This window comes from Alistipes provencensis (assembly GCF_900083545.1).
In the GTDB taxonomy this organism is placed as follows: domain Bacteria; phylum Bacteroidota; class Bacteroidia; order Bacteroidales; family Rikenellaceae; genus Alistipes; species Alistipes provencensis.
Window position 1 is genome coordinate 490,511 of sequence record NZ_LT559262.1, and the last position, 20,221, is coordinate 510,731.

At 58.8% G+C, this 20,221-nt stretch carries 21 protein-coding genes and 1 tRNA gene; 13 read left to right on the forward strand and 9 right to left on the reverse strand.

Translation table 11 applies throughout. The features are described 5' to 3' along the window. Positions 1-28: 28 nt before the first annotated feature. Together BN5935_RS02115 and greA are read right to left on the reverse strand one after the other, a co-directional pair. Complete coding sequence (locus tag BN5935_RS02115) at positions 29-364, reverse strand: hypothetical protein (RefSeq protein ID WP_204244879.1); 336 nt, start codon at positions 362-364, stop codon at positions 29-31. A gap of 133 nt (positions 365-497) precedes the next feature. Beyond that, positions 498-974 carry a transcription elongation factor GreA gene (gene greA / locus BN5935_RS02120; protein ID WP_064974635.1) on the reverse strand — a complete coding sequence of 159 codons (477 nt, stop codon included), beginning with the start codon at positions 972-974 and terminating at the stop codon, positions 498-500. Positions 975-1,118: 144 nt separating this feature from the next. Here greA and cls point away from each other — a divergent pair, with 144 nt between their 5' ends. From cls to BN5935_RS02160, 8 genes are all read left to right on the forward strand, one after another. Continuing rightward, entirely contained in the window at positions 1,119-2,453 is a 1,335-nt protein-coding gene (gene cls / locus BN5935_RS02125; RefSeq protein WP_064974636.1) for a cardiolipin synthase, read from the forward strand. Between the two features lie 25 nt (positions 2,454-2,478). After that, positions 2,479-3,099, forward strand: a complete 621-nt coding sequence (locus BN5935_RS02130) for a porin family protein (protein WP_064974637.1) — start codon at positions 2,479-2,481, stop codon at positions 3,097-3,099. A 266-nt stretch (positions 3,100-3,365) separates the two neighbouring features. After that, the gene (locus BN5935_RS02135) at positions 3,366-4,184 is read left to right on the forward strand and encodes an outer membrane protein assembly factor BamD (protein WP_064974638.1); all 819 of its coding nucleotides are present in this window, start codon (positions 3,366-3,368) and stop codon (positions 4,182-4,184) included. Between the two features lie 2 nt (positions 4,185-4,186). Continuing rightward, a complete protein-coding gene (locus BN5935_RS02140; RefSeq protein WP_019151437.1) occupies positions 4,187-4,519 on the forward strand; it encodes a DNA-directed RNA polymerase subunit omega in 333 nt (110 codons plus the stop codon). An 11-nt stretch (positions 4,520-4,530) separates the two neighbouring features. Continuing rightward, a complete protein-coding gene (coaBC, locus tag BN5935_RS02145; RefSeq protein ID WP_064974639.1) occupies positions 4,531-5,751 on the forward strand; it encodes a bifunctional phosphopantothenoylcysteine decarboxylase/phosphopantothenate--cysteine ligase CoaBC in 1,221 nt (406 codons plus the stop codon). A 7-nt stretch (positions 5,752-5,758) separates the two neighbouring features. Beyond that, positions 5,759-7,402 carry a DNA repair protein RecN gene (recN, locus tag BN5935_RS02150; protein ID WP_064974640.1) on the forward strand — a complete coding sequence of 548 codons (1,644 nt, stop codon included), beginning with the start codon at positions 5,759-5,761 and terminating at the stop codon, positions 7,400-7,402. A 79-nt stretch (positions 7,403-7,481) separates the two neighbouring features. Next, positions 7,482-8,069, forward strand: coding sequence for a hypothetical protein (locus BN5935_RS02155; protein WP_064974641.1), 588 nt, complete (start codon positions 7,482-7,484; stop codon positions 8,067-8,069). Between the two features lie 143 nt (positions 8,070-8,212). Further along, complete coding sequence (locus BN5935_RS02160) at positions 8,213-8,890, forward strand: MIP family channel protein (RefSeq protein ID WP_064974642.1); 678 nt, start codon at positions 8,213-8,215, stop codon at positions 8,888-8,890. Positions 8,891-8,948: 58 nt separating this feature from the next. On the opposite strand, the gene BN5935_RS02165 is transcribed toward BN5935_RS02160, so the two are convergent. The 4 genes from BN5935_RS02165 to BN5935_RS02180 all read right to left on the reverse strand — a co-directional run bounded on the left by BN5935_RS02165 (position 8,949) and on the right by BN5935_RS02180 (position 13,285). Then, entirely contained in the window at positions 8,949-9,860 is a 912-nt protein-coding gene (locus BN5935_RS02165) for a DMT family transporter (RefSeq protein WP_064974643.1), read from the reverse strand. A gap of 106 nt (positions 9,861-9,966) precedes the next feature. Next, a complete protein-coding gene (locus BN5935_RS02170; RefSeq protein WP_235820981.1) occupies positions 9,967-11,010 on the reverse strand; it encodes a hypothetical protein in 1,044 nt (347 codons plus the stop codon). 259 nt (positions 11,011-11,269) lie between these two features. After that, entirely contained in the window at positions 11,270-12,901 is a 1,632-nt protein-coding gene (gene groL, locus BN5935_RS02175; RefSeq protein ID WP_064974645.1) for a chaperonin GroEL, read from the reverse strand. 114 nt (positions 12,902-13,015) lie between these two features. Next, positions 13,016-13,285 (reverse strand): co-chaperone GroES, encoded by a 270-nt coding sequence (locus tag BN5935_RS02180; RefSeq protein WP_064974646.1) that lies wholly within the window; start codon positions 13,283-13,285, stop codon positions 13,016-13,018. Positions 13,286-13,518: 233 nt separating this feature from the next. Between BN5935_RS02180 and BN5935_RS02185 the strand changes: the two genes are divergently transcribed. Beyond that, positions 13,519-13,594 (forward strand) — tRNA-His (locus BN5935_RS02185). Positions 13,595-13,711: 117 nt separating this feature from the next. Further along, complete coding sequence (locus BN5935_RS02190) at positions 13,712-13,939, forward strand: (4Fe-4S)-binding protein (RefSeq protein ID WP_064974647.1); 228 nt, start codon at positions 13,712-13,714, stop codon at positions 13,937-13,939. Between the two features lie 55 nt (positions 13,940-13,994). Here the strand turns inward: BN5935_RS02190 and eno are convergent, their stop codons facing one another. Next, complete coding sequence (gene eno, locus BN5935_RS02195; RefSeq protein ID WP_064974648.1) at positions 13,995-15,296, reverse strand: phosphopyruvate hydratase; 1,302 nt, start codon at positions 15,294-15,296, stop codon at positions 13,995-13,997. A gap of 281 nt (positions 15,297-15,577) precedes the next feature. On the opposite strand from eno, the gene BN5935_RS02200 reads away from it, so the two are divergent. From BN5935_RS02200 to BN5935_RS02210, 3 genes are all read left to right on the forward strand, one after another. Then, positions 15,578-16,762 carry a cation:proton antiporter gene (locus tag BN5935_RS02200; protein WP_064974649.1) on the forward strand — a complete coding sequence of 395 codons (1,185 nt, stop codon included), beginning with the start codon at positions 15,578-15,580 and terminating at the stop codon, positions 16,760-16,762. 15 nt (positions 16,763-16,777) lie between these two features. After that, positions 16,778-17,476 carry an outer membrane beta-barrel protein gene (locus BN5935_RS02205; RefSeq protein WP_064974650.1) on the forward strand — a complete coding sequence of 233 codons (699 nt, stop codon included), beginning with the start codon at positions 16,778-16,780 and terminating at the stop codon, positions 17,474-17,476. A 184-nt stretch (positions 17,477-17,660) separates the two neighbouring features. Then, entirely contained in the window at positions 17,661-18,263 is a 603-nt protein-coding gene (locus tag BN5935_RS02210) for a porin family protein (protein WP_064974651.1), read from the forward strand. Between the two features lie 69 nt (positions 18,264-18,332). Here BN5935_RS02210 and BN5935_RS02215 read toward each other — a convergent pair whose 3' ends face one another. After that, positions 18,333-19,544 carry an S-adenosylmethionine:tRNA ribosyltransferase-isomerase gene (locus tag BN5935_RS02215; protein WP_064974652.1) on the reverse strand — a complete coding sequence of 404 codons (1,212 nt, stop codon included), beginning with the start codon at positions 19,542-19,544 and terminating at the stop codon, positions 18,333-18,335. A 54-nt stretch (positions 19,545-19,598) separates the two neighbouring features. Beyond that, positions 19,599-19,928 carry a biotin/lipoyl attachment domain-containing protein gene (locus BN5935_RS14785; protein ID WP_082943992.1) on the reverse strand — a complete coding sequence of 110 codons (330 nt, stop codon included), beginning with the start codon at positions 19,926-19,928 and terminating at the stop codon, positions 19,599-19,601. Positions 19,929-20,221: the final 293 nt, after the last annotated feature.

The following is a 20,221-nucleotide window of genomic DNA, read 5'->3' on the forward strand; positions in this document are numbered from 1 at the left end:
GACAAATCAGAAAAGAGGCGTAACGGAACTACGCCGCAGGAGGCGCCCGCAGGGAAAAGAGCGAAAATTCGGACGCACATTTGCAGCGCGTGGCCTCGGGCAGCAGCACGGCGAGCACCTCGGCATAGAACTGATGTGCGTAGGGGATTTCGAGCAGGTAGGGGAAAAAGTGGAAATCGTCGACGACGCAGAACTCGACCACCTGCTCGTCGGCGCCGTTGTCGGGCATCAGGTCGCCGCTGAACGCCGCGAAGTGGGCCGGATCCTCGTTATAGATATGCACCTTCTGCCCCGCGTAGGCCGCGAGCAGGACCGCGAGCAGGAAAGCCGCACAGCATTGTCCGAATTTAAGGCGCATCTTCATCGGAGACAAAGGTACAATAAAAAAGGGCCGCGACAAGCGGCCCCTGCAAAAATACCTAAATGTTAGTAGGTTGTATGTCTGTCCGACAACCCGCTGCGGGAGACGGACGGTGCGCCCCCGGAAGCCGGGCGCCTCAGATGCTGATGTCGAGGATCTCGAAATGAATCGTACCCGCAGGCACGTCCACATCCACGCGGTCGCCCTTCTTGCGGCCCAGCAGCGCCTTGGCGATCGGCGTGCCGATGGCCAGCTTGCCTTCGCGCAGATTGGCCTCGTGCTCGGCGACGATCGTGTAGGTCATCTCCTTGTGGGTGTTGTGGTTCAGGAGCGTCACCTTACTCAGTATCTGCACTTTGCTCTTGTCGATCTTCGTCTCGTCGATCACGCGCGCATTGGCGATCGTATCCTCCAGCTTGGCGATACGCATCTCCAGCAGACCCTGCGCCTCGCGGGCAGCGTCATACTCGGCGTTCTCCGAAAGGTCACCCTTGTCACGCGCTTCGGCGATCGCCGCCGAAATCGCCGGACGCTCGACGGAACGCAATTGGTCGAGCTCATCCTTGAGTTTTTTGTAACCCTCCGCTGTCAGATAAATAATCTCTTTTGCCATACCTAAAAAACATAAAAAATAAAGAATCCTGACCCGTAAAGGTCAGAACCCCGTTGCATTACTCAGACAAAGATAGAAAGTAAATTCCATATTTCCAAATCTTTTTCGCGCTCCGTGGCATGGATCGTGCCCGCAAACGGGGTTATGTATACCCTCCTCACCATCCATCTGTTATGGACGCTCGGCGCGGGGCTGGTCATCACGCGCCGGCAGCGAATACCCGCCTCGGCGGCCGTCTGGCTGGCCTTGGTTTTCCTGCTTCCCGTGGCCGGCACCCTGTTATATATACTGGCCGGATACCGCCGCCCGATACCTCCGTCCGAAGGTTCCGCTTACAGAGGCGATGCCGTGGAGCAGATCGTCGCCCGGGGATGCGGAACAGCCACCACGCGGCACAACCGCGTCGAACTGCTGCACAACGGCAACAATGCCTTCGCGTCGCTCATCGCCGCCCTGCAGCACGCCACCCGCTCGATCCACATGGAGTACTACATCATCCGCGACGACCGCATCGGCCGCACCATCGCCGAGATACTGATTCGCAAGGCCCGTGCCGGGCTGGAGGTACGGGTCATCTACGACGCCGTGGGCTCGTGGCGGCTGAGCCGCGCGACGCTGCGGCGCATGCACGAAGCAGGGATTCGCACCGCGGCTTTCGAGCCGGTCCGCTTCCCGTGGTTCACCACGCGCACCGCACGCCGCAACCACCGCAAGATCGTCGTTACGGACGGAAAAACCGCCTATCTGGGTGGCATAAATATTGCGAAATACTACCTCGACGGAGATTACATGGGCAAGTGGCGCGACGAGCACCTTCGCATCGAGGGCGACGCCGTCGCGGACCTGCAGCGACTCTTCATCGCCGACTGGGCGCGGGCCACCCGGGAGTGTCTCGACCCGCGCGGATACATCGCCCCTCACCGCATCCGGCAACGGCTGCCGATCCAACTGGCGTGGTCCGAAGAGGGCCCTTCGCGGCTGACCATTGCCGAGGCGTTCGCGGCGGCCATCGTCCGGGCCCGGGAACGGGTGCGCATCTGTTCGCCCTACTTCCTGCCCCCGGTGATGATCCTCGACGCCCTGCGGCTGGCAGCCCGGAGCGGCATCCGGGTCGAAGTGATGATCCCGACGTGCAGCGACTCCCCGTTCTCGGACCTCGTGTCCGACTCCTACGTCGGGGACCTGCTCGACGCCGGGGTCGAACTCTACCGCTACGACAACGGATTCCTGCACGCCAAACTGGTGATCGTCGACGAAGCGCTGGCCTCGGTGGGCACCGCGAACATGGACTACCGCAGCCTGACGGACAACCTCGAGGTCACGGCCTTCATCCGCGGCCGGGAGGTGGTCCGAGAGCTGGCCGCGACCTTCGACAACGACCTCGCCTCCTGCCGGCGCATCACGCGCCGGGAGTGGCGGCCCCCGCTGTGGCGCCGGACGCTGGGCGACGTGCTCCGGCTCGTGTCACCCCTGATGTGATCCCGTCCTAAAGCATATACGAGCCATGAAACACCTTGTCTTCACCCTCCTCGCCGCGCTCCTCGTTTCGGGCGCGGCCTCTGCCCAACGCCTGATGGTCGGCGTGCGCGGCGGAGTCAACTTCGCCGACTACTCGTTCGTCCCGACACACATCGGCGACATCCGCTTCACACCGGGCTCTCCGCGGGCAGGTTACGACGTGGGCTTCGTCCTGCGGCTCAACCTCTCGAAGCACCTCCACCTGCAATCGGAGCTGGATTACGCCTTCGTCAACTACTCCGTGCGGGCCAAAAATGCCGGGAACGCCGGGAGCCGCCGCCTGACGCTGCGCACCGAACGGTTCGAAATCCCCGTCCAGTTGGGATTTCAGTTCGGGGTGCTGCGTCTGTTCGGCGGCGCACTGTTCCGCGTCACGGACTCCGAGCACAGCAGTTCCCCGCAACTGCTCCGGATCGGCTTCAACAACGGCGACGTCGGGATCATGGGCGGCCTTGGCTTCAACGTCCGCAAATTCTTCATCGACTTCCGCATCTCGGGTTACCCCCGCTCGCGGGTATGGCACGATTTCACGTCGGACGGCGTCTCGCGCCGTGTCAAAGTACCCCATGACATCGTCTACGGCGGGTCCGTCGGTTTCTTTTTCTGACGATGCCAAAAAAAGAAACCTGTCTATCCAGCAAAGTCAGTATGCCATCGCACCCTCCGGTAAATCCGACCGTCGCTCCCACGGCGTACCGCCGTGTATGCAGGTCTGACCCACCCCAAGCCCCCGCCTCGGCGGGGGCTTTACCATTTACGCCCCAAAAAACGACAAACCTTTCGACTTCTCAGCACCTGCGAGCAATAATTTTTTTTGCAAATCGTTAATTTATGCGTAACTTTGCGCGATAAAGCGCCGTAATAAATTCATAAATGAAGCAGACTTTTTTATACGCCCTTTGCGGACTGGCGGCCGCGATCATCCTCGGAGGGTGTTCTGGTATGAACGCCCTGCTGAAAAGCGGAAAGCCCGAACTGATTTACAGCAAGGCGATGGAGTACTACCAGAAGGAGAAGTGGCAGCGCGCCTCGACCCTCTTCGAAGGGGCCCAGTACTACTATGCCGGCACCCCGACCGAAGACAGCATCTCGTTCTTCAACGCCCGCTGCAAGTTCAAGAACCGCGACTACGACACGGCGTCGACCCTGCTGGACGACTTCCGCCGCAAGTTCGGCCGCAGCGCGTTCATCGAGGATGCCGAAGGCATGTACGCGCTCTGCTTCTACTACCTCTCGCCGGGACCTTCGCGCGACCAGACGATGACGGGCCATGCGCTGATCGCCATCAACGAGTTCATGTCGCGCTATCCGAACAGCGACCGCGTCGAGGATTTCAAGAAGATCAACGCCGAACTCACCGAGCGGCTGCACGACAAAGCCTACATCAACGCCTACACTTATTATAAGATCGGGCGCTACAAATCGGCCATCGTGGCGCTGAAGAACGCCCTGAAGCAATACCCCGAGAGCAAGCACCGCGAGGAGATCATGTATCTGATCGTCGACGCCAGCTACCGCTTCGCCAGCAACTCGGTCCGCGACAAGCAGACCGACCGCTACCTGACGATGTTGGACTCCTACCTCTCGTTCAAGGAGGAGTTCCCCGAATCGTCGCACATCAAGGAGATAGACCGCATGGCCAAGAACGCCCGCGACTACCTCGACCGCAATAACAAAGACAACAACATATAAGAATGGAAATCAAGAAGAACATTCCCAACAACACCATCACGCGCAAGCTGGTGGATCTGGACTCGGAAACGGGCAACATCTACGAGAGCGTAAACATCATCGCCCGCCGTGCCAACCAGATCGCAACCGAACTCAAGACCGAGCTCAACCGCAAGCTCGCCGATTTCTCGTCGCCCACCGACACCATGGAGGAGACCTTCGAGAACCGCGAGCAGATCGAGATCTCGCGTTACTACGAGCGCCTGCCCAAGCCGGTGATCATCGCCACCGAGGAGTTCATCGACCACGAACTGGTCTTCAAGGAGGGCAAGGACGGCGAGATGAAGGTGATCTAATCCGCAGGACGATGGCATCCGAAGGCGTTGCGAATTCCCCGCTGGCGGGGAAACACATACTGCTGGGCATCACGGGTAGCATAGCGGCCTACAAGGCTGCCGTGCTTTGTCGTTTATTGAAGACGGCAGGCGCCGATGTGCGCGTGGTGATGACCCCCTTGGCCAAGCAGTTCATCACGCCGCTGACGATGGCCACACTCTCGAAAAACCCCATCCTCGTCGAATTTTTCGACCCGGAAAACGGCGCGTGGAACTCCCATGTGTCGCTGGGCGAATGGGCGGACTGCTACCTGATCGCTCCCGCCACGGCCAACACGCTGGCCAAGATGGCCGGCGGCATCGCCGACAACCTGCTGCTGACGACCTATCTTTCGGCGCGCTGCCCGGTCGCCGTGGCTCCCGCTATGGATCTGGACATGTATGCCCACGAAGCCACGCAGCAAAATCTCCGGACACTCGCCCAGCGCGGCGTCCGCATCGTCGAGCCCGGCGAAGGCGAACTGGCCAGCGGGCTGACGGGCAAGGGCCGCATGGCCGAACCCGACCGGATCGCCGCATTCGTCGGCGAACTTCTCCGCGAAAAAAAAAAGAGTCTGCAAGGTAAACGGCTGATCGTCACGGCAGGAGCCACGATCGAAGCCATCGACCCCGTGCGGTTCATCTCGAACCACTCCTCGGGCAAGATGGGCTATGCCATTGCCGGGGAGCTGGCCTCCCGAGGCGCCGAGGTGACGCTCGTCACAGGCCGCACCTCGCTGCCGACACCCGCGGGCGTCGGGCGCGTGGACGTGCTCTCGGCCGCCGAGATGTACGACGCCGCGGTCCGGGCTTTCGAAGGGGCCGACGGGGCTGTCATGTGCGCCGCCGTTGCCGACTACACCCCCGACAGCGTTTCGGAGACCAAGATCAAGAAATGCGACGGCGATATGTGCATCACCCTGCGCCGCACGCGCGACATCGCCGCCGAACTGGGGGCGCACAAAGGCAGCCGCCTGCTGGTGGGATTCGCCTTGGAGACCCACGACGAGGAGGCGCATGCCGAGGCCAAGCTCACGAAGAAGAATTTCGACTTCATCGTGCTCAACTCGCTGCGCGACGCCGGGGCCGGATTCCGCGGCGACACCAACAAGGTAACTTTCATCGACCGCGCAGGCCGCGAAGAGCTGCCCCTGATGCCCAAGCACGAAGTCGCCGCACGCATTGCCGACAAAATCGAAACAATAATAAAATAACCCCGTCATGCTACGCCGTCTGTCGGTCGAAAATTACGCGCTTATCGACAAGCTCGAAATGGAGCTGGACCCTCACCTGAACATCATCACGGGTGAGACGGGAGCCGGAAAATCCATCCTGCTCGGAGCCCTCGGACTGCTGCTGGGGGCCAAGAACGACGGTTCGGCGATGAAGGACTCGGCGCGCAACTGCTCGGTCGAAGGGGTTTTCGACCTGACGGGGCGCGACATGGAGCCGTTCTTCGACGAGAACGACCTCGACTACGCCCCCGAAACGACCCTCACGCGCATCATCACCCCGGCGGGCAAAAGCCGCGCTTTCATCAACGATGTCCCGGTGCAACTGGCGCAACTGCGCGAACTGGGGACACGCCTGATCGACATTCACTCCCAGCACCAGAACCTGATCCTCTCGTCGGAGGAGTTCCGCACCTCGGCGCTCGACACCGTGGCCGCGAACCGGGAACTGCTGGCCCAATACACGGCGCAGTACACCCGGATGAGCGAACTGCGGCGCCGGTTGACCGCCCTGCGCGAAGCCGCCGAAAAAGGGCGCCGCGACGAGGAGTGGCTCCGGTTCCAGACCGAGGAGCTGACGGCCGCCAACCTGCGCCCGGGCGAACAGGCCGAGTTGGAGGAGGAGCTGACCGTACTCGAAAATGCCGACCGCATCGGCGAGGTGCTGACCACCCTGCGCAATGCCTTTGACACCGACGAAACGGGGGTATTGGCACAACTCAAGAACTCGGAGAACGAACTCAACCATATCCGCAGCCACTACCCCGCTGCCGGGGAATATGCCGACCGCCTGCGGTCGGTGCTCGAAGAGCTGAAAGACATCAACGGCTCGGCCGCCGCCGCGTGCGAACGGCTGGATGCCGATCCGGAGCGGCTGGCGAAACTCTCGGCCCGTCTCGACGCGCTGATCGCCCTCCAGCAGAAACACCACGCCGGGGACGAAGCGGAACTGATCGCCGTGCGCGACCGCTGCGCGGCGCAACTGGCAGCCATTGTCCACAGCGGCGAGGAGATCGCCGAAGCGGAAGCCGCCCTCGCCGAAGCCGCCGGAAAGGTCACCGCACTGGCCGACCGCCTGCACAAAGCGCGTGAAAAAGCCGCCGCGGGATTCGAGAAGCACATCCTTGCAACCCTCACGAAACTGGGCATGCCCGACACCCTCTTCCGCATCGCACTGACGCCGCTGGCCGAACCGTGCCGCACGGGGTGCGACAGCGTACAGTTCCTCTTCACCGCCAACCGGAACATGACGCCCCAGCCCGTCGAGCGCATCGCCTCGGGCGGTGAGCTTTCGCGCGTGATGCTGGCCCTGAAAGCCCTGCTGGCCGAGCGGATGCAACTGCCGACGATCATCTTCGACGAAATCGACACGGGCGTCTCGGGCCGCATCGCCGACGCCATGGGCGAGATCATCGAATCGCTCGCGGCCTCGATGCAGGTGGTGGACATCACCCACCTGCCGCAGGTCGCTTCGAAGGGCTCGGCGCATTTCGTGGTCTACAAGCGCGACGGACGCACGGACATCACCCGCCTCGGCGACGAGGAGCGCGTGACCGAAATCGCCAAGATGCTCTCCGGCTCCCGGATCACCGACGCCGCCGTGGCACAGGCCCGCATCCTGCTGGGCAAATAACCGCATACGTCCGATTTTACACAAGACGGAACGACCCGAAATCGCTCCGCCCGCCACGATAACCCCTAAAAAACGCACTATGAAGAACATTTTCGAAATCGCGGCCGCAAACCAGCAGCGCGCCCGCGAGGTCATCCGCGACTCCCGGCTGGAGGAGGCATGGCGCTCGGTGGGCGCCGAGCCGAACCTCGTGGGTTCGCTCCGCACGGGACTGCTGATGAAGCACCGCGACATCGATTTCCACATCTACTCCTCGCCCCTGAGCATCGCCGACAGCTTTGCGGCCATGACCCGGATCGCCCGGAATCCCCGCATCCGCCGCATCGAATACGGCAACCTGCTCGACGCGCAGGACCAGTGCCTCGAATGGCACGCATGGTATGCCGATGCCGACGACCGACTCTGGCAGATCGACATGATTCACATGCCCCGCGGCTCGGCTTACGACGGTTATTTCGAACGGGTGGCCGACCGGATCAGCGCCGTGCTGACCGACGAGACGCGGCGCGCCGTCCTGCAGATCAAATACGACACGCCCGACGAGGTGAAGATCATGGGCATCGAATACTATCGGGCGGTGCTGGGCGACGGTGTGCGCACTTACGCCGAGTTCGAGGCATGGCGCGCGGCCAACCCCGTCGAGGGCATTCTGGAGTGGATGCCGTAGACTCCCGAAACTGATTTACAAGCCGTTTTTCCGCCCATTGCACCAAAACCGCGCATTTTTGCATCTGTTTTCATTCAGTATTACGGCCGTTTTTGTTATATTTGTTCCGCAAACAGGACTTCGGTCCCCTAAACTAAACGATCATGAAGAAATATTTTGCAGAAATGGTGGGAACCATGGTTCTCGTCCTGATGGGCTGCGGAAGCGCCGTATTTCTGGGCTGTGACGCACCGGCCGAAATTCTGGCGGTAGCTTTCGCATTCGGTCTGTCCGTCGTGGCGATGGCTTACTGCATCGGCGGTATTTCGGGCTGCCACATCAACCCGGCCATCACGCTCGGCGTGTGGCTCTCGAAGCGCATGAGCGGCAAGGATGCCGCAGGCTACATGGCCGGACAGTTCGCCGGCGCGCTGATCGGCTCGGCGATCATCTGGCTGCTGACCTCGACGGGCGCTTACGGCGCGACCACCGCAACGGGCGCCAACGGCTTCGGCGACGGCGAAATGGTACAGGCGCTGATTGCCGAAGTGGTGTTCACGTTCATCTTCGTGCTCGTGGTGCTCGGTGCGACCGACAGCGAGAAGGGCGCGGGCAATCTGGCCGGACTGGCCATCGGCCTGACGCTGGTGCTGGTACACATCGTCTGCATCCCGATCACGGGAACCTCCGTGAACCCGGCCCGCAGTTTCGGCCCCGCGATCTTCGCAGGGGGCGCGGCCCTCAGCCAACTGTGGCTGTTCATCGTGGCCCCGTTCGTCGGCGCAGCCCTGTCCGCCGGCGTGTGGAAAGTCTTGAACTGCAAATGCTGCGAAAAAAAATAGCGTTTTCCGGAGAATTAAAAAAGCGGACCGTTCCTTTCGGGGGACGGTCCGCTTTACGTCAATGCCGCTGCCATCGTCGGACGATTTGCTCGCCCTTGAAGTAGATGACGAGCGAACTGACGATAACCGCCATACCCGCGACAGTGCTGAAATGGGGATATTCGCCGGGCAGCATGATCCAGCTCAGGACAGCTCCCAGCACGGGGTTAATCAGACGGCACATATTGATGTCGCTGACCTTCGTCCCCTCGGTGCGCAGGGCCATGAACCAGAAACTGAACGCGAAGACCGAGATGAAGACCAGCACCCCGAGACTCCCGTAGAATCCCGCGGGCTTGGCCCAGAACGGTGCGAATCCTTCGGTGGCGACACCCACGCCGTAGATCAGCAGACCGCCGAAGAACATCTGCACGGCATTCAGGAAGACCGGATCGACCTTGCCCTTGTCCTCCGAGACCGAGATCGCGGAGTAGCCCTGAAAGACGATGCTCGCCAGCAGCAGCACGATGCCCCCGATGCCGCGCCAGTCGAGCGGCGAGCCGTCGCTGCCCGTGCCGACGATCAGCAGCAGTCCCGCGAGACTAACCACGAGACTCACGACCTTGTAGCGGTTCAGCCGGTCGTTGCTGGCCAGCAGATGCGCCAGCAGCACGTTAATCAACGGCGTAAGGCCCATGACGATCGAGCTGATGGCCCCGCTGACGAAGTCCACGCCGAAATAAAAGGCTGTGTAGCCCAAGAACATGTTAATCAGGATGAGGTTGCCGAACAGCCGCTTGTGACGCACGATCTCGCGCCACATACCGCCGTGCCATGTGTAGGCGAAGAGTACGATGCCGACGACGGTGAAACGCAGTCCGGCGAAATTCATCGGCGTAAAGTCGTAGCTGAGCCCCTGTTTGATGAACGGATTGACGATAGCCCACAACACCGAGGCCAATATCGCATAGAGAATACCCTTCTTTTTCATAACGCATAAGTTTTGCGCGCAAAGGTACGAAAAAAGCGGCATGGAGCGACAAAACGAACCCGGATCCTGCCGAAGCAGAACCCGGGCGTGTCAAATACGGCTGCTATCAGTTCTGGCAGTACTTTTTGTCGGTCACGCTCCCGAGGGTCGTGGCTTTGTAAAGACCGTTGAAGCAGGCAAGGTAAGCACCCTTGGGCGCTTCGAATCCGTTGTAGAACTCGGAGAAGGTATAGGCGCTGTCGGTCGTCAGCCAATTCCACAGCTCGGGATAAACATCTTTGATATGAACGGACTCGTGGGGGTAGTTAAACCAGTCGAATCCGCACTCGTAGCCGCCGTCCTTGTCGATGAACACGGTACCTGTCGTGGTGATGACCAGCCCCAGAGGCAGACCCGCTTTGTCGAACGACTTGTTGAGGTAAGCGGTCGACAGCGCGTAAATCTCCTCACCTCCCACTTCGATATACCACTCGACACGCATCATGCCGTCGCCCGCGATCTTCGAAACATCCCAGTTACGGATAGTCGAGCCGAGGTACTGGTGCTCCTCGAAATCGACCTCATCGCGGTTGTTCACGTTGATAAAGCCCTCGATCGACTTGAAGTACTGCGTGCGGCAATCGACGCCTTCGGGCGTGATAAGTTCTTTGTAAACCTGCTTGTCACCCTTATAGACCACGCAGCCCAGTTTGATGGGTTTCGACGAACCGAGGGCGATCGGCTGTACGGCGAAGCCGAAGATGTTATTCTTCTGCAGGTACATCACATGGATCACCAGATCGTTGTAGTCGTAGTCGCCCTTGTAGGAGTCCTCGAAACAGATCACCTGAAACATCTGCGCCTTGTTGCCTTCGAAAGAGGGGTATTCGTCCGAAGGCACGAACTCGACGGTCAAGCCCTCCTCCGCTGCGCGGGTCTTACCCATACGGGGCACCCAGATGGTCATAGGGCTGTCAGCCTCGGCAAGCGTCACGCCGTCGGCCTTGACAAGGGTTATGTTGCCGGCTTTCACGGGGACTTCAAAGGCCTCGGCCGTCTGGAAATGGCCGAGATCGACATCGATGGGAGGTTGTTCGGGGGATTCACCCTCGGGTTTGTCTATGCAGGAAACTGCCAAGGCAGCCAGCATAATAAGCAGGAGCTTTTTCATACTATTGAGAATTCAGAGATGGGTTGACGGGATAAAGGTAGGAATTATTTCGCAATTACGCTCAAAAATAAAACAAATCGGCCCATATTATTTTCTGATGGGAATTTCGAGGGGGGGGGTGATGCTTATACTCCGGCTTTCAGAAGCCTACAGGCAGGCAAAGCCTCAATACAAAAAATCCCCGGACGGTTCGTACTGAGTACGTTCCCTCCGGGGATTTGAGTGATGTGCGGCAGGTGTGCCGCTATCACAGGAAAGTCTACATCATGCCGCCCATGCCGCCTCCGGGCATTGCCGGCATGGCGGGAGCGTCGGACTTCTTCTCAGCCAGCACACACTCGGTGGTGAGGAACATCGACGCGATCGACGCGGCGTTCTCCAATGCGACGCGCGACACCTTCGTCGGGTCGATGATACCGGCCTTCAGCAGGTCCTCGTACTTGTCGTCGCGGGCGTTGTAACCGAAGGCATCCTTGCCCTCCTTCACCTTGTTGACGACCACCGAACCTTCGCCGCCGGCGTTCTCGACGATCTGGCGCAGAGGCTCCTCGATGGCGCGTTTCACGATCTGGATACCCGTCGTCTGATCCTCGTTGTCGCCCTTCATGCCTTCGAGAGTCGCCGTAGCACGGATGTAAGCCACACCGCCGCCCGGAACGATACCCTCCTCGACGGCTGCGCGGGTTGCGGCCAGCGCATCGTCCACGCGGTCCTTCTTCTCCTTCATCTCGACCTCGGTAGCGGCTCCGACGTAGAGTACGGCAACACCGCCGGCCAGCTTGGCCAGACGCTCCTGCAGTTTCTCCTTGTCGTAGTCCGACGTAGCCTTGTCGATACCGGCGCGGATCTGTGCCACGCGCGAAGCGATCTCCTCCTTCTTGCCGGCGCCGTCGACGATGGTGGTGTTCTCCTTGTTGAGCGTCACCTTGTCGGCCGTACCCAGCATGTCCAGCGTAGCGTCCTCGATCTTCATGCCCTTGTCGGCCGAGATCACGGTTCCGCCCGTCAGCACGGCGATATCCTCCAGCATCTCCTTGCGACGGTCACCGAAGCCCGGAGCCTTGCAGGCAGCAATCTTCAGCGTACCGCGGAGTTTGTTGACCACGAGCGCCGAAAGAGCCTCGCCGTCGACATCCTCGGCGATGATCAGCAGCGAACGGCCGCTCTGGGCCACCGGCTCCAGCACGCCCATCAGCTCCTTCATCGTCGAAATCTTCTTGTCCGTAATCAGGATGTAGGGTTTCTCGAGCTGAGCCTCCATTTTCTCGGTGTCGGTGATGAAATAGGCCGAAATATAACCGCGGTCGAACTGCATACCCTCGACCACCTCGACGTGGGTCTCGGTACCTTTGGCCTCCTCGACGGTGATGACACCCTCGTTATTGACCTTGGCCATCGCCTCGGCGATCAGCTTACCGATATTCTGGTCGTTGTTGGCCGAAATGGTGGCCACCTGCTCGATCTTGGCGAAATCCGAACCGACCTCCTGACTCTGCTTGCGGAGCGACTCCACGACCTTCGAAACGGCCTTGTCGATACCGCGTTTCAGGTCCATCGGGTTGGCGCCGGCCGTCACGTTCTTCAGGCCCACGCTGATGATCGACTGCGCCAGCACGGTCGCGGTCGTCGTACCGTCGCCCGCGTCGTCGTTGGTCTTCGAAGCGACCTCCCGGACCATCTGGGCGCCCATGTTGGCGAAAGCGTCCTCCAGCTCGACCTCCTTGGCTACGGTCACACCGTCCTTGGTGATCTGCGGAGCGCCGAATTTCTTGTCGATGATCACGTTGCGGCCTTTGGGTCCCAACGTTACCTTTACGGCGTTCGACAGCGCGTCGACACCCTCCTTGAGCAGCTCGCGCGCCTCTACGTTGTATTTAATATCTTTTGCCATGACTTTCAGTTTTTATGTATTCCTTTCGTAAACTTTTCCTTAAAGTCTCCCTTTGACAAAGGGAGATTTAGAGGAAATGTAAAAATTCGTGGTCTGAATAGCCGGTGATCATCGTCAGATGATCGCCAAAATATCGTTCTGTTTCATGATGAGGTAATCCACGCCGTCGATCTGAATCTCCTGACCGGCATACTTGCCGTAGAGGACCTGATCGCCCACTTTGACCTCCATCTTGACCTCCGAGGTGCCGGGGCCCACTGCAACGACCTTACCTGCCAGCGGTTTTTCCTTTGCCGTGTCGGGGATGATCAATCCACCGGCTGTCTTCTCCTCCGCGGGATTCGGGAGAACCAGCACACGGTCTGATAACGGTTTTACATTCATAGCTTTTACTTTTTAGTTGTACTGATATATTGGTTTTATTCGCTTTCGCAACCTCAGATCCATCAATAGATGTGCCAACCGTTTTTTGGCAGGTTTCGTGTGACAAACGAGCAGTGGAGACTGACATTTTGTCACCCGGAACATTTTCCCGAAGATTTTTAAGCCAAAAATTTTGCACGGACCGAAAAATCGTATTACATTTGCATCCCGATACGACGAGTGCGTATCGACATGGTGGATGTAGCTCAGTCGGTTAGAGCGTCGGATTGTGGTTCCGAAGGTCGTGGGTTCGAGCCCCATCTTCCACCCTTGAAAGGGTCTTCGAAAGAAGACCTTTTTTGTTGACACACCGGACTTTAGAGAAGGCAATGATTGCTCATCCGGTCCCACATGCAAATTTACCCGTTAACCAATAATTTTTGCAGCATGGACCCAAAGAACACCATCAAGGAGTACACCAACGGCGAGATCGTTATCGTCTGGCAGCCGGAACTTTGTACACACGCAGGCGTCTGCGTAAAGATGCTGCCCAAGGTTTACAATCCGAGAGAGCGGCCTTGGGTAAAACCGGAGAACGCCTCGACGGCCGAGCTCATCGCCCAAATCGACAAATGCCCCTCGGGAGCGCTGTCGTACCGGATGGCCGAGAAGTAAAAACAAAACCCGGATGTCTCGTCGACATCCGGGTTTCTTGTATCCGGTCCGCAGATTACTTGCGGTATACCTTCGTGTAGCCGTAAACAGCCTCGTCGCCGAGCTCCTCCTCGATACGGAGCAACTGGTTGTACTTGGCCATGCGGTCCGAACGCGAAGCCGAGCCGGTCTTGATCTGGCCTGAGTTCGTAGCCACGGCGATGTCGGCGATCGTCGAGTCCTCGGTCTCACCCGAGCGGTGCGACGTTACCGACGTGTAGCCTGCACGGTGAGCCATCTCGATAGCGTCGAGCGTCTCGGTCAGCGTACCGATCTGGTTTACCTTGATGAGGATCGAGTTGGCGCAGCCCATCTCGATGCCCTTCTTCAGGAAGTCCACGTTCGTAACGAACAGGTCGTCACCCACGAGCTGGCACTTGTCGCCCAGTTCGGCGGTCAGCATCTGCCAGCCTTCCCAGTCGTTCTCCGACATACCGTCCTCGATCGAGTCGATGGGATATTTGGCAACGAGGCCCTTCAGGTACTCGACCTGCTCCTTCGACGAACGCTTGGCGCCCTTGGCACCCTCGAACTTGGTGTAGTCGTAAACGCCGTCCTTGAAGAACTCCGACGAAGCGCAGTCCATGCCGATCGACACGTCGCCGCCCTCGCACTTGCGGCCGGGCTTGTAACCCGCCATCTTGATAGCCTCGATGATCGACTCGATGGCGTCCTCCGTGCCGTTGAGCGCGGGAGCGAAACCACCCTCGTCGCCTACGGCCGTCGAGAGGTTGCGGTTGTGGAGCACCTTCTTGAGGTTGTGGAACACCTCGGCGCCCATGCGGATACCCTCCTTGAACGAAACGGCACCTACGGGACGGATCATGAACTCCTGAAATGCGATCGGGGCGTCCGAGTGCGAACCGCCGTTGATGATGTTCATCATCGGAACGGGCAGCGTCTTGGCGTTCGCACCGCCGATATAACGATAGAGGGGCATGCCGAAATAGTCAGCGGCAGCGCGGGCTACGGCCAGCGACACGCCGAGGATGGCGTTGGCGCCCAGCTTCGACTTGGTGGGGGTGCCGTCGAGGGCGATCATGGCCTTGTCAATGCCTACCTGATCGGCAACGTTCATGCCGATGACGGCCGGGGCGATCACCTCGTTGACATTCTTCACAGCGTTCAGCACGCCCTTGCCCAGATAACGGCTCTTGTCGCCGTCACGGAGCTCGAGAGCCTCGTTCTCGCCCGTCGATGCGCCGCTCGGAACGGCAGCGCGGCCGAATGCGCCCGATACGGTCCGTACTTCGACCTCAATGGTCGGATTGCCTCGCGAGTCGAGGATCTCCCTTGCATGAATCTCTACAATCTGCATAGTTGTAATGGTTTAATAATATGTGTTTGAAATACTAACTTCCTAAAACGGCACCGCAAAGGTAACACAAGCCGGGCGCAATGACAAATTTATTCGGCATTGCCGGGGCGCAGTCTGCCTAAGCCGGGATTTCCCGGCAAAGGTACAAAATAATTGCGAATTGCGGTTTCTTTATTGTTAATTTTTTCACGATTGCGGCACGCATCGTTCTGTTTCTCCTGCAAATATCGTATCTTTGCGCCGCAACTTACGCGCAAAACCATGTAAACGACCGTCATTCAATGCGAAAAGTTCTTTCGTTCTCGCTGTTCCTGATGCTGGGCCTCGTCGCCTCGCAACTGCTCCCCGGCGCGCTGGGCGCGACCTATCCGGGCTTCAAGGCCGCGACCGACACCCTGCTCTACGTCTGCCTTGGATTCATCATGATCAACGTCGGCCGGGAGTTCGAAATCGACAAGGCGCGCTGGCGCTCCTACACCGCCGATTATTTCATCGCCATGGCCACCGCAGCGCTCCCGTGGCTGCTCATCGCCCTCTACTACGTCTTCGTCCTGCTGCCTTCAGACCTTTGGGGAAGCTCCGAGGCGTGGAAAGAAAACCTGCTGCTGAGCCGTTTCGCCGCCCCGACCTCGGCGGGCATCCTCTTCACGATGCTCGCGGCGCTGCACCTGAAAAAGAGCTGGATATACCGCAAAATACAAGTGCTGGCGATTTTCGACGATCTGGACACCATCCTGCTGATGATCCCCCTGCAAATCCTGATGATCGGCCTCAAATGGCAGATGTTCGCCATCGTGGGCGTGGTGACCGTGCTGCTCGTCGCGGGCTGGCGGTGGCAGGCGACGTGGAACGTGAGGCAGGACTGGAAACGCATTCTGGGACTCGCCGTCGTGGTCTGCGCCCTGACGCAACTGCTCTATCTGGCGACGGCCCACTGGTACGGCCCCGAGAACAGCATCCACATCGAGGTGCTGCTCCCAGCCTTCGTGATCGGCATGCTGATGAAGCACCGCGAGCTCGACACCCCGACCGAACGCCGCGTTTCGACGGGCATCTCGTTCCTGTTCATGCTGCTCGTGGGGCTGAGCATGCCGCTGGTGACGGGCACCGCGGCCTCGGAAACCGCCGCGGCGGCCGGATCGGTCACCGCCGCACAGCCGATGATGCCGTGGGGCATCCTGCTGCTGCACGTCGTGGCCGTCTCGGCGCTTTCGAACCTCGGAAAGCTCGTGCCGATCTTCTTCTACCGCGACCGGCAACTGAGCGAGCGGCTGGCCCTCTCGATCGGCATGTTCACCCGCGGCGAGGTGGGCGCCGGGGTGATCTTCATCGCCCTCGGGTACAGCCTCGGCGGCCCGGCGCTGATTATCTCGGTGCTGACGCTGGTGCTGAACCTCATCCTCACGGGCGGATTCGTCGTCTGGGTCAAACGACTGGCGCTCCGAAGCGCCGCTCCCGAAGCATAATAATCCCTTGTCGATATGAAAAAATACGCACTCATCCTATCCGTCCTGCTGCTGACCGGCGCGCGGCTGTCGGCACAAACCCACGAAAAGAACATCCTCGGCGTGCGGGCCGGAGTGAACATCGCTTGGATGACGGCTTCGTCCGGCGGCGCTTCGGGGGCCACCAACGGCCGCACCGGATTCCACATCAGCGTCTCGGACCAGATACTGCTCTCCGACAAACTGCCTTTCTACCTCGAAACAGGTGTCGATTTCTCGAGCCGCGGCGGCAAGATCAAGGTCGAAGGATATGACTACGGCCCGAGTTCGGCAACGACGGACCCCGTTTATCAGGATGTGGCGCTGCGTCCGATGTACCTGCAGGTGCCCCTGCTCGTCAACTACCATTTCGACATCCGCAACCGGTTCACCATCCAGCCTTTCGTCGGCGTCTACTACGGCGTGGGCATCGGCGGCAAGATCAAGGCCGGAGAGGAGAAGAGCGACATGTTCGGCGGCGACTGCAGGTTCATGCGCTCGGACTTCGGCGTGCGGATGGGTGTCGGATTTGTCTGGAGGCGCATCTACTTCGGGCTGAACGGCGATCTGGGATGCCTGAACATCCTGAAAAAGGGAGCTTCGGTCACCGCCCGGGACTTCGAGAACATCCCGAGCGGCAGCGGAATCAAAATAGCCAACAACAATTTCGCGGTTTCCATCGGCTACAACTTCTAAACCACCCCTTACGGCAGAAACGGGACGCGCCCTCGGGATGCGTCTCGTTGCATTTTGTGGTTCTTTCGGGCAGCCTCGTTTTACAAATGGTTCATTTCGTTGAAAATACGCCTCATTTTGTCGTAAATCAGAAAACTTTTTCTATTTTTGGCGTACCTAAACAACTCATAACATTCAACAAACCATGAAGAAAATTTTCCTTGCCCTGACCATCATGCTGCTGGCCAATGCCGCCTCGGCACAGAATCACGAAAAGAACATTCTGGGCGTCCGTGCCGGCCTGAACCTGTCGAGTTACTCGATTTCAGCCGGAGGTGCTTCGATAAGCACCGACTCGCGGGCTGCGTTCCATGTCGCCGTAGTCGACCAAATCCTGCTCTGCAACCGGCTGCCGTTCTACCTCGAAACAGGACTCGCCTTCTCGAGCCGCGGCGGTAAAGTCGACGGCGCGAGTTTCCGTCCCTCCTACCTGCAGATTCCCGTGCTGGTAAACTACCACTTCAATATCAAGGACATCGTTACGATCCAGCCGTTCGCGGGTCTTTACTACGGATTCGGCATCGGCGGCAAAGTGAAAGCAGGCGGCGAGAAGGGTGACATCTTCGGCGACGAAGGCGGACTGAAACGTTCCGATCTGGGCGTGCGTCTGGGCGCCGGCGTCGTCTGGAACCGCATCTATTTCGGATTGGGTTACGACATCGGCTGCCTGAATCTGGTCAAGGAGAGCAACGGCGAAGGCACGCTGCGCAACAACTGCTTCTCGATCAGCGTCGGATATAATTTCTGATCCGGACCCGTATCCATAGAAAAGGGACGCTTGTTGCAAGCGTCCCTTTTCTTTCTCTCTGCAAAACGGTTATTCCCGCATCAGCACCGACGAGTCGCCGTAGCTCAGGAACCGGAAATCATGGCCGAGGGCATAGTCGTAAATCCGGTGCCAGTCGTCGCCCACGAATGCCGAGACCAGCAGCAGCAGGGTCGATTTGGGCTGGTGGAAATTGGTGACGATGTTGCGCACGATGCGGAACTCGTAGCCCAGCGGCGTAATCATGATCTGCGTCGAGGCTTTCAGGCGGTCGATTCCGTTCGCATCCATATAAGCGAGCAGTTCCACCAAGGCATCGCGGCCCGAATAATCGGCCGGAATGTCGTAGAGTTCCCATTGGCCGATCACCCGCCCGGCATCGGGCGTCCCGGCGGTATGGATGCGCCATGCAAGGGCCGCGAGCGACTCAAGCGTCCGGACCGAGGTGGTTCCCACGGCGGTGATGTGCCCCCACTTTTCCACGAGGCGGGCGACCGTCGCACGGCGCACCTCGAAATGCTCGGTGTGCATCGGATGCTTCGCGGCATCGTCGTCCTTCACGGGCAGGAACGTCCCTGCCCCGACATGGAGCGTCACCTCCTCGAATCCGAATCCGCGGGCCTCCATCGCCCCGATCAGCCCGGGCGTAAAGTGCAGGCCCGCCGTCGGCGCCGCCACCGATCCCTCGAACTTCGAATAGACCGTCTGGTAGCGCGTATTGTCGATCTCCTCGCTCTCGCGGTTCAGGTAGGGCGGGATCGGAATCCGCCCGAGGTATTCCAGCAACTGCCCGAAAGTCATCGGGGCGCTCCATTCGAAACGCACGACGCATTCACGGCCGTGATCCTCGGCAATCCATGCCCGAAGGTGTTCGGCGCGCCCTTCGCAGTCGAAATTGATCTCCACATACCCCTCTTTCCACTTCTTGCGGTTGCCCACGATGCACGACCACGCGCATCCGCCCGTGACGGCGAACGCCCGCTCGTAATCGGCCGGGTCGTGCGGTTCAAGACAAAAGACCTCGATCCGCGCCCCCGAAGGCTTGTGCATGATGATCCGCGCCCGGATGACCTTCGTGTTGTTGAAGACCAGCAGTTCGCCCGCGGGCAGCACGTCGCCGATGTCGGCGAAATGCCGTTCGGAAATTTCGCCGCCCCGGTAGACGAGCAGCTTCGAAGCGCTGCGCTCGGCGAGGGGGAATTTGGCGATCCGCTCGTCCGGGAGGTCGTAATCGAAGCGGTTGATATCAATATGTCGTTCCATATTTTGCCGGAAATTATGCGACAAAATTAGGACTACTAACCAACAATTACAAATTTATTCCCGTTTAGGTGGAATTATTCCAGGAGTGACATATATGGCATACTCCCTTGCATCCATAAGTTGCTCTTCCACAAAATTCATTAAAAAAACATAAATCATCCAATTATCATAAGGGTCTTTGTTCAGGACACTTGGTTTATCGTCCATATCTGGGTTATATTCCATAAGGGCTCCTTTCCAAGGCATTTTGATCTCACAAAGAGAAGATGTGCTTTCTATCTTTGCAAAAAATTCGCCTTCTTTCAATTCCATGACAGGATCTGCCAAATGCTCTACAAACGTGATATCACCTAACCAATCTGTTATTTTCGACGTTATTCCTATTTTATATTGACCAGCAAGACCTGATCAACCCAAACATGATCCTCTGTATAACGATAATATACTGGCAATGTAATACGCGCCATAGCTCGCGTAGCAGGGAAAGTGACAATATACCAATCTTTTACAAGCTCAATAGTCGTTCCGTCATCCAAAACGATGATCGAGTTTTCAGTATTTTTTCTTTCGAACAGCCAGAATCAGCCTCCCCTTTCGAACAAGCAAAAAGCGATATACAAACTATCGCAAATACTAAATGGAGAATTCTTTTCATAATTTTAGTCTTTATATATATA

Excerpts from the sequence above, each read along its gene's own strand:
- BN5935_RS02115 (WP_204244879.1), bottom strand. The coding sequence starts at position 364 with ATGAAGATGCGCCTTAAATTCGGACAATGCTGTGCGGCTTTCCTGCTC.
- greA (WP_064974635.1), bottom strand. The coding sequence starts at position 974 with ATGGCAAAAGAGATTATTTATCTGACAGCGGAGGGTTACAAAAAACTC.
- cls (WP_064974636.1), top strand. The coding sequence starts at position 1,119 with ATGTATACCCTCCTCACCATCCATCTGTTATGGACGCTCGGCGCGGGG.
- BN5935_RS02130 (WP_064974637.1), top strand. The coding sequence starts at position 2,479 with ATGAAACACCTTGTCTTCACCCTCCTCGCCGCGCTCCTCGTTTCGGGC.
- BN5935_RS02135 (WP_064974638.1), top strand. The coding sequence starts at position 3,366 with ATGAAGCAGACTTTTTTATACGCCCTTTGCGGACTGGCGGCCGCGATC.
- BN5935_RS02140 (WP_019151437.1), top strand. The coding sequence starts at position 4,187 with ATGGAAATCAAGAAGAACATTCCCAACAACACCATCACGCGCAAGCTG.
- coaBC (WP_064974639.1), top strand. The coding sequence starts at position 4,531 with ATGGCATCCGAAGGCGTTGCGAATTCCCCGCTGGCGGGGAAACACATA.
- recN (WP_064974640.1), top strand. The coding sequence starts at position 5,759 with ATGCTACGCCGTCTGTCGGTCGAAAATTACGCGCTTATCGACAAGCTC.
- BN5935_RS02155 (WP_064974641.1), top strand. The coding sequence starts at position 7,482 with ATGAAGAACATTTTCGAAATCGCGGCCGCAAACCAGCAGCGCGCCCGC.
- BN5935_RS02160 (WP_064974642.1), top strand. The coding sequence starts at position 8,213 with ATGAAGAAATATTTTGCAGAAATGGTGGGAACCATGGTTCTCGTCCTG.
- BN5935_RS02165 (WP_064974643.1), bottom strand. The coding sequence starts at position 9,860 with ATGAAAAAGAAGGGTATTCTCTATGCGATATTGGCCTCGGTGTTGTGG.
- BN5935_RS02170 (WP_235820981.1), bottom strand. The coding sequence starts at position 11,010 with ATGAAAAAGCTCCTGCTTATTATGCTGGCTGCCTTGGCAGTTTCCTGC.
- groL (WP_064974645.1), bottom strand. The coding sequence starts at position 12,901 with ATGGCAAAAGATATTAAATACAACGTAGAGGCGCGCGAGCTGCTCAAG.
- BN5935_RS02180 (WP_064974646.1), bottom strand. The coding sequence starts at position 13,285 with ATGAATGTAAAACCGTTATCAGACCGTGTGCTGGTTCTCCCGAATCCC.
- BN5935_RS02190 (WP_064974647.1), top strand. The coding sequence starts at position 13,712 with ATGGACCCAAAGAACACCATCAAGGAGTACACCAACGGCGAGATCGTT.
- eno (WP_064974648.1), bottom strand. The coding sequence starts at position 15,296 with ATGCAGATTGTAGAGATTCATGCAAGGGAGATCCTCGACTCGCGAGGC.
- BN5935_RS02200 (WP_064974649.1), top strand. The coding sequence starts at position 15,578 with ATGCGAAAAGTTCTTTCGTTCTCGCTGTTCCTGATGCTGGGCCTCGTC.
- BN5935_RS02205 (WP_064974650.1), top strand. The coding sequence starts at position 16,778 with ATGAAAAAATACGCACTCATCCTATCCGTCCTGCTGCTGACCGGCGCG.
- BN5935_RS02210 (WP_064974651.1), top strand. The coding sequence starts at position 17,661 with ATGAAGAAAATTTTCCTTGCCCTGACCATCATGCTGCTGGCCAATGCC.
- BN5935_RS02215 (WP_064974652.1), bottom strand. The coding sequence starts at position 19,544 with ATGGAACGACATATTGATATCAACCGCTTCGATTACGACCTCCCGGAC.